6 protein-coding genes and 2 pseudogenes are annotated in these 6,440 nt (G+C 62.2%); 6 read left to right on the top strand and 2 right to left on the bottom strand.

The window, feature by feature from the left end:
- Positions 1-353 precede the first annotated feature (353 nt).
- The 5 genes and pseudogenes from MTQ12_RS14600 to MTQ12_RS14580 all read left to right on the top strand — a co-directional run bounded on the left by MTQ12_RS14600 (position 354) and on the right by MTQ12_RS14580 (position 3,578).
- The gene (locus MTQ12_RS14600; protein ID WP_247619197.1) at positions 354-1,853 is read left to right on the top strand and encodes an MFS transporter; all 1,500 of its coding nucleotides are present in this window, start codon (positions 354-356) and stop codon (positions 1,851-1,853) included.
- A gap of 17 nt (positions 1,854-1,870) precedes the next feature.
- Positions 1,871-2,443, top strand: coding sequence for a TetR/AcrR family transcriptional regulator (locus MTQ12_RS14595; RefSeq protein ID WP_247619196.1), 573 nt, complete (start codon positions 1,871-1,873; stop codon positions 2,441-2,443).
- The gene (locus tag MTQ12_RS14590) at positions 2,440-2,769 is read left to right on the top strand and encodes a DUF3817 domain-containing protein (protein ID WP_042329407.1); all 330 of its coding nucleotides are present in this window, start codon (positions 2,440-2,442) and stop codon (positions 2,767-2,769) included. The genes MTQ12_RS14595 and MTQ12_RS14590 overlap by 4 nt, the downstream gene beginning before the upstream one ends.
- Before the next feature lie 135 nt (positions 2,770-2,904).
- Positions 2,905-3,093 (top strand): annotated as a pseudogene (locus MTQ12_RS14585) (recombinase family protein); the annotation flags it as partial.
- A gap of 26 nt (positions 3,094-3,119) precedes the next feature.
- A complete protein-coding gene (locus MTQ12_RS14580; RefSeq protein ID WP_247619195.1) occupies positions 3,120-3,578 on the top strand; it encodes a GNAT family N-acetyltransferase in 459 nt (152 codons plus the stop codon).
- Between the two features lie 5 nt (positions 3,579-3,583).
- Here the strand turns inward: MTQ12_RS14580 and istB are convergent, their stop codons facing one another.
- Together istB and istA are read right to left on the bottom strand one after the other, a co-directional pair.
- Positions 3,584-4,342 (bottom strand): IS21-like element helper ATPase IstB, encoded by a 759-nt coding sequence (gene istB / locus MTQ12_RS14575; RefSeq protein ID WP_282599428.1) that lies wholly within the window; start codon positions 4,340-4,342, stop codon positions 3,584-3,586.
- A gap of 52 nt (positions 4,343-4,394) precedes the next feature.
- The gene (istA, locus tag MTQ12_RS14570) at positions 4,395-6,071 is read right to left on the bottom strand and encodes an IS21 family transposase (RefSeq protein WP_247619193.1); all 1,677 of its coding nucleotides are present in this window, start codon (positions 6,069-6,071) and stop codon (positions 4,395-4,397) included.
- A 149-nt stretch (positions 6,072-6,220) separates the two neighbouring features.
- On the opposite strand from istA, the pseudogene MTQ12_RS14565 reads away from it, so the two are divergent.
- Positions 6,221-6,316: pseudogene (locus MTQ12_RS14565) on the top strand (recombinase family protein); the annotation flags it as partial.
- Between the last annotated feature and the right edge of the window lie 124 nt (positions 6,317-6,440).

Below are 6,440 nucleotides of genomic sequence, written 5' to 3'. Positions count from 1 at the left end.
CCCGACCGGGCGCACCCCTCTCGGTTCAGACCGCGACACCTACCTGCAGCCAGTCCTGCGTGATCGCGGCAACAAGACCGCCACGGAGCGCTGCAAAAACCCCGCCACCAAGCGAACGAAGCCACACCATGATTTCGCATGCCCGCAGGGTGTCGCGTTGGGGTGTACCCAACTGAGGCACCAGCTCGTCCGGTTTTGCCTGCATCGAAGTGCCGCGCCTTCGCTCTAAAACCTTCCAAGCTTCGCCGCCCGCACGCCATGCATAGCGCGCGCCGTGAGTCTCTCCCTCCGTCGACTTAACTACACCATCCATCCGGTACAGTTATGTCGTTCACGACGAGGGGAAGACGCGCATGTCCGCGATGACGAAGAGGCGACGCTGGTCGCTGCTGGTGACGGTTGGAGCAGGTCTGCTGCTGATCACCTTGGATAACTCGATTCTCTACACGGCCCTGGCGACGCTGACTGAGGAACTGCAGGCTTCGAACACACAGAACCTCTGGATCATCAATGCCTACCCCCTGGTGATGGCGGGGCTGTTGCTGGGCAGCGGAACCCTGGGGGATCGCATCGGCCACACGCGGATGTTTGTTGTCGGTCTGGTGATCTTCGGACTGGCTTCCCTGCTGGCAGCGTTCGCTCCGTCACCCGAGGTCCTGATCGCTGCGCGTGCTGTGCTCGCTGTCGGTGCGGCAGCGATGATGCCGGCCACCCTGGCGCTGATCCGCACCACTTTCACGGTCGAGCGTGAGCGCAATATCGCCATCGCGGTCTGGGGAAGTATGTCGGTCATCGGGTTCGCCCTCGGCCCGATTATTGGCGGCACACTCCTTGAGTTCTTCTGGTGGGGCTCGGTGTTCTTGATCAACGTGCCCGTTGTGGTGCTGGCGCTGGTCGCTACCTGGCTGATCCGCCCGGCCAACGACCCGGATCCCTCGAAGCGATGGGATGCCATCTCCTCGATCTTGGTGATGATCGGGCTTGTCGGAACGGTGATGGCCATCAAAGAGATCGGCCACGCGCCGCCCTCGGCAACGACCATCATTGTTGCGCTGCTCGTTGCTGCCATCGGGTTCTGGCTGTTCGTGCGCCGTCAGCGAGGTATGGAGCAACCTCTATTGGAGTTCTCCATCTTCGGCAACCCGGCGTTCACTGCCGGAGTGCTGGCCGCGTCGTTCGCGATGTTCGCGATCGGGGGCATCCAGCTCGTCACCACGCAGCGATTCCAGCAGGTCGCCGGATTCAGCCCGCTGGAAGCTGGGCTCTTGGTCGCCGCGATCGCCGTGGGCACGTTGCCGACAGCGCTCCTGGGGGGCGCGTTCCTGCACCGCACCGGACTGCTCGCGCTCATCACCGGCGGTCTCGCCTTCGCCACCGGCGGCGTCGTGGTGACGGTCATCGGATTCCAGTCGTCCTTCGGCGTGCTGATCCTCGGACTGCTGTTGACCGGAGCTGGTATCGGAGCCGCCTTGGCGGTCGCCTCCACCGCGATTATCGGGAACGTGCCGGTGCGCCGAGCAGGCATGGCCGCCTCGATCGAAGAAGTCTCCTACGAGTTCGGCAGCCTCATTGCAGTGTCCGTGCTCGGGAGCCTGCTCACGGCTATCTACAGCGCACGCGTCGTTCTACCCGACGGCGCCCCGGACGCGGCTGGCAACAGCATCGCTGAGGCACAGGCTGCTGCGCAGGGTGACGCAGAGATCCTCCAGGCGGCGGCGACGGCTTTCGACTCCGCCTACCTCGTTGTGATGCTGGTCGTCGCAGTCGTTCTCGCGGTGGGCGCAGTCATCACCGGAGTGCTTCTGCGCCGGTACCTGCCTGGCACCCAGTCACAGCTGCACTCCGAGCACTGACCGAGAAAGGACCGCCCATGCGGACCAGTAAACGGGACACGATCCTCAAGGCCGCCCTCAGCGTTGTCGAGACCGACGGCGTCACGGCGCTCACGTACGAATCCGTCGCCGCCGCCTCCGGACTCACCAAAGGCGGGCTGCTCTACCACTTCCCCTCGAAGGATGCCATGATGCTCGCGCTGCACGAACATCAAGCCCAGCACTGGGACGAGGAGATGATCCACGCACTGGGCAAGGACCCGGATGAGGCATCGCAGGATGAGCGACTCGCCGCCTATGCCCGAGTCAGCGCCCGCGACGCCACCGGCGCGGAGTTACTGCTTATGCTCGAAGCGAGCACCGACAGCGAGCTCAGCAAGCCGTGGAAACGAGTCATCACTCGCTGGGTCCCCGACCCCGCCAGCATCGACCCGACCGACCCTCGGGCACTGCAGAAGATGGTCGCCTACCTCGCTGCCGACGGTCTTTGGCTCAGCGAATCCATCGGCGCGATCCCACTACCCCACCAGCTGCGCGCCGCGCTGGCAGAGCACCTCGCCCGCTCCGTCGCGGACGCAGACGAACTCCCGAGCAACGAGGCGAACCAATGAGCGCAAGCACCCAGCAGCGTTATGGACTTCCGCTTGTGGCAAGAGTCTCCATCGTCGCGGCCTTTCTCGAAGCCTTCACCTGGGCTGGTCTGCTCGCGGGGATGTTCCTCAAGTACGTGACGGGCACAACCGACGTCGGTGTCAGCATCTTCGGCGCCCTGCACGGCGGCATGTTCCTCATCTACCTCGCCATAGCGCTCATCACCGCCATCACCCTGCGGTGGCCATGGCGGGTCACAGCTCTCTCGATCATCGCCGCGGTACCGCCACTGACGACCATTCCCCTGGAGATCTGGCTACGTCGACGAGGACACCTCAGCTGCTGACGATGACACTGCCGCCCTCGCATCGGCGGCAGGACTCTCGACCACGGACGGCCAGACCACGCTTGTCATCGGTACCACCAACTAAAGCCGCCACGGAGCATCGACAGAACACCGCCATTTACCGGCGAAGGTCACATGCTGGTCGGCTACATGCGCGTCTCGAAGGCCGACGGATCGCAGACCACGAACCTGCAGCGGGATGCGCTCCTAGCTGAGGGCGTCGACCCGGAGGCTCTGTACGAGGACAGGGCCTCGGGCAAGAAGGAGGACCGTCCCGAGCTTGCGGTGGCTATGTCAACTAGAAGTGGCCCCACCTTGACGGTTTGAAGTGGCCCCACTTGAATGGGGAGATGCTGACTATCGAGCGTGCTGACTTCGCTGACCAATCCGTAACTGCGTTCTTGAAAGACCATCTGTTGGATATGGAGCCGACTGCCCCCGAAGAATCCCGGCACGCCCTTGACCTTGCAGCCCTGCAGCGACCCGGTGTTCGCCTCTGGGTTGCTTACGAGAACCGCGAAGTCGTCGGAACAGTGGCGCTAGCCGAGCTGGACGAGAACCATGAAGAGCTCAAGAGCATGCGCACGGCTCCGCACCATCGCGGGAAAGGCATAGCCTCGCAACTTCTGGAGTTCTCATTGCAAGACGCCCGTTCGCGTGGCGTGTCCAGAGTTTCCTTGGAGACAGGAAGCATGGAGTTCTTCGCTGCTGCACGAGCTTTGTATCGACGCTCTGGGTTCATCGAGTCTGGTCCCTTCGGATCTTATGAAGAAGATCCGAACAGTGTGTTCATGACAATGGTGTTCTAGGGCCGTTACTTGCTCACTGCCTGTCGTGTGTGGGCGAGTCGGTAGGAGTGCGTGCCGGTTTCAATGATCGTCCCGTGATAGGTGAGACGGTCAACGATCGCGGCACACAATCTCGGGTCGGTGAACGTGTCCGTCCACCCTGAGAATGACTGATTCGACGCGATCGCAATACTGTTCTTTTCCTCGCGTTCGGTGAGGACTTGGAAGAGGAGTTCGGCACCACGGCGGTCGAGTTCCATGTATCCGAGTTCGTCAATGATTAGCAGGTCTACGCGTCCGTAGCGGGCGATGGTCTTCGCCAGTGTTTTCTCATCAGCAGCCTCAACAAGTTCGTTGACCAGGCGTGTCGCCAATGTGTACCGGACCCGATGGCCTTGTTCGGCGGCCGCAGTGCCCAGACCGATGAGGAGATGAGACTTCCCCGTCCCGGAATCCCCGATCAAACACAAGGGTTCGCCCTTGCGGATCCACTCACCGGTCGCGAGCTGGTTGATGGTCGCGGCTTCAATGTCGGGGTTGGCGTCGAAGTCGAAGTCCCCGAGCCATTTACTCCGCGGGAACTGAGCAGCCTTCACCCGCCGGATCGTGGACCTACGGTCACGATCATCAACCTCCGCCAGGAGGAGTTCGGCGAGGAACCCTGGATAGGAGAGCTGTTCTTTCCCGGCGACGGTGATGGCTTCGTCGAGGACCGCACGGATCGTGGGCAGTCGGAGTCGCCGGCAGGCTTGATCGATTGCCGCCAGCGCAGCTTCTTCGGTCATATTGCGTCGACGACGCAAACTGTTCGTGACAGCGGTCGGTGGTGTGGCCATATCAGGATGTACTCGCTCTCGGAATGACAGTAGCGGTGGATTGCTGTGGTGTGGATCGGCGCGGGAGCAACTGGTCATAAGCGGCAACCGAGGGCAGCGGCCTGGTATCAGGTGGCAGGCCCGCGATCACGGCGTCTGGGTCGGTGAGGCGGCGCTGGGTGAGACTGACAACTTTCTGCTCTTGCCCCTCACGATGTGCAGCGGGGTGACGGTCCGAACTGGTCCCACCTGTGGGTGTGTGGCGGCGGGCTTCGATCGCTACGACCTCCGCCGACACCGCCCCGATTCTCAATGCTGCACGGATTCCCGCGATCACAGCGTCAGCTGGGAGTGATCGGTGGAGGAGGAGCACGTCGATGAGTTCTTTCGTTCCTTCCGGATCGCCGTTGACTTTCCGGGTCTCTGCCCAAAACGCATCATGGGTTGGGGTAAACGCCCCGGAGGCTCTTGCGGCTGCCAATGCTGTGGATCCCGGGAGGGCTCCGGGTTTGTGCTTGAGCACCTCGAGGTAGTGATCGAGATCAACGACATGCCCGCCACGAGACGCCACCCGGGGATGCGTGGCCACCAACTGGTGGTCGTTGTAGATCTGTAGGTGTGAGGCTCTCAGTGAGACGCGGACTTTCTGGCCGATGAGATGCGCGGGCACGGAGTATTTCATCATCCGCACGGTGATCATCGAGGACCGATCTACCCGCGGATGCAGCACCAGACCTGGATCGAAGACTTCGACCGGCAACGGAGCCAGCAGGTCCCGTTCAGTGGCGTAGTCGTCGCCGATGGTGGTGATTTTCCCACTGATCCGCCTAGCATTATCCTCGGCTTCCCAGGCTTTGATCTGTTCGTTGAGTTCGGTCAGGGAGGAGACTTCGGGCATGGGGGTCAAATGGTTGCGGCGGAACCATCCGACTTCTCCTTCAACACCACCTTTCTCATGGGCCCCAGCAAGACCGGGTTGGCAGTAGAACGGATCGAACCCGTAATGTGAGGCAAACAGTATCCACCGGTCGTTTTCCTTCCGCCGCCGATCCTTCCCGTGCAAGACCGTGGTCACGGCGGCGGTGAGGTTGTCGTAGCGGATATGCCTGGTGGGAATACCGCCGAGAGTGTTGAAAGCGTCGATGTGGCCTTCGAGGAAGGCTTCCTGCCCGCAAGTCGGATAAACACGGTGGATGGCTTTACCGGAGTGGGAGAGCCGGTAGACGAACATGTGACACTTCGTTCTCACCCCGTCGAGGATGATCCAGACTTCCCCGAAATCGACTTCAGCTTCAGCACCGGGTGCATGGTGCTGGGGGACGAAGACTTCTTTGCGCCGGCCGGCAGCAGCATCGATTTCTGCCCGGCGGACGCGAGCGTAGTCGCGGACCGTGGAGTAGGAGAGGCCCGCGGCTGCGTGTTCGTCGATGAGGCGGTTCAGGATCCGAGTTGCTGTGTGGCGTTGCTTCCGGGGTGCTTCGAGGTCCGAGCGCAACATCGCGTCGATGGCAGGTTTGTAGGGGTCGAGCTTCGGCGACGATCGCGTCGGCGGCTTTCTGGCTGGTGGTTCAGCGTGGTCGAGGGCTTGGCGGATGGTGCGGCGGTGCACGTTGTGGCGTTTGGCGAGAGCCCGGATCGAGAGTCCTTCGATGCGGGCGTCGCGGCGGATGGTGGCGAAGAGTTCCACTCGTGACTCCAAGGTGGTGGCCCCTGTTCTGTTGAACCAGTGTGTGGTTCCAGGGTGGGGCCAGTTGTGGCCGTCGCGACACCATCGGCGAGTCGCGGGTGGGGCCAGATGAAACCGTCATGCCGGGGCCACTTCACACTGTCATAACCATTGCGGCGTGCCTGAAGTCCCTACGTCACGGGGACACCCTGGTGGTGTGGAAGTTGGACCGGCTCGGCCGCGACCTGCGTCACCTGGTCAACATCGTCCACGACCTGTCAAATCCCGGGTTTAGTTGAGGCTGAACGGTTGTTCTGTATTCAGGCTGCGTTGCCGATGGTCTGGTTCTCGGCGAAATGTGTGGCCTCGATCTCGGCAGGGGTCTGGTAGTCGAGCATGGAA

It is taken from the genome of Brevibacterium sp. R8603A2 (assembly GCF_023072605.1).
In the GTDB taxonomy this organism is placed as follows: domain Bacteria; phylum Actinomycetota; class Actinomycetes; order Actinomycetales; family Brevibacteriaceae; genus Brevibacterium; species Brevibacterium pityocampae.
The sequence above is the reverse complement of the archived record's forward strand: the minus strand, read 5'-3'. Positions and strand labels throughout refer to the sequence as shown.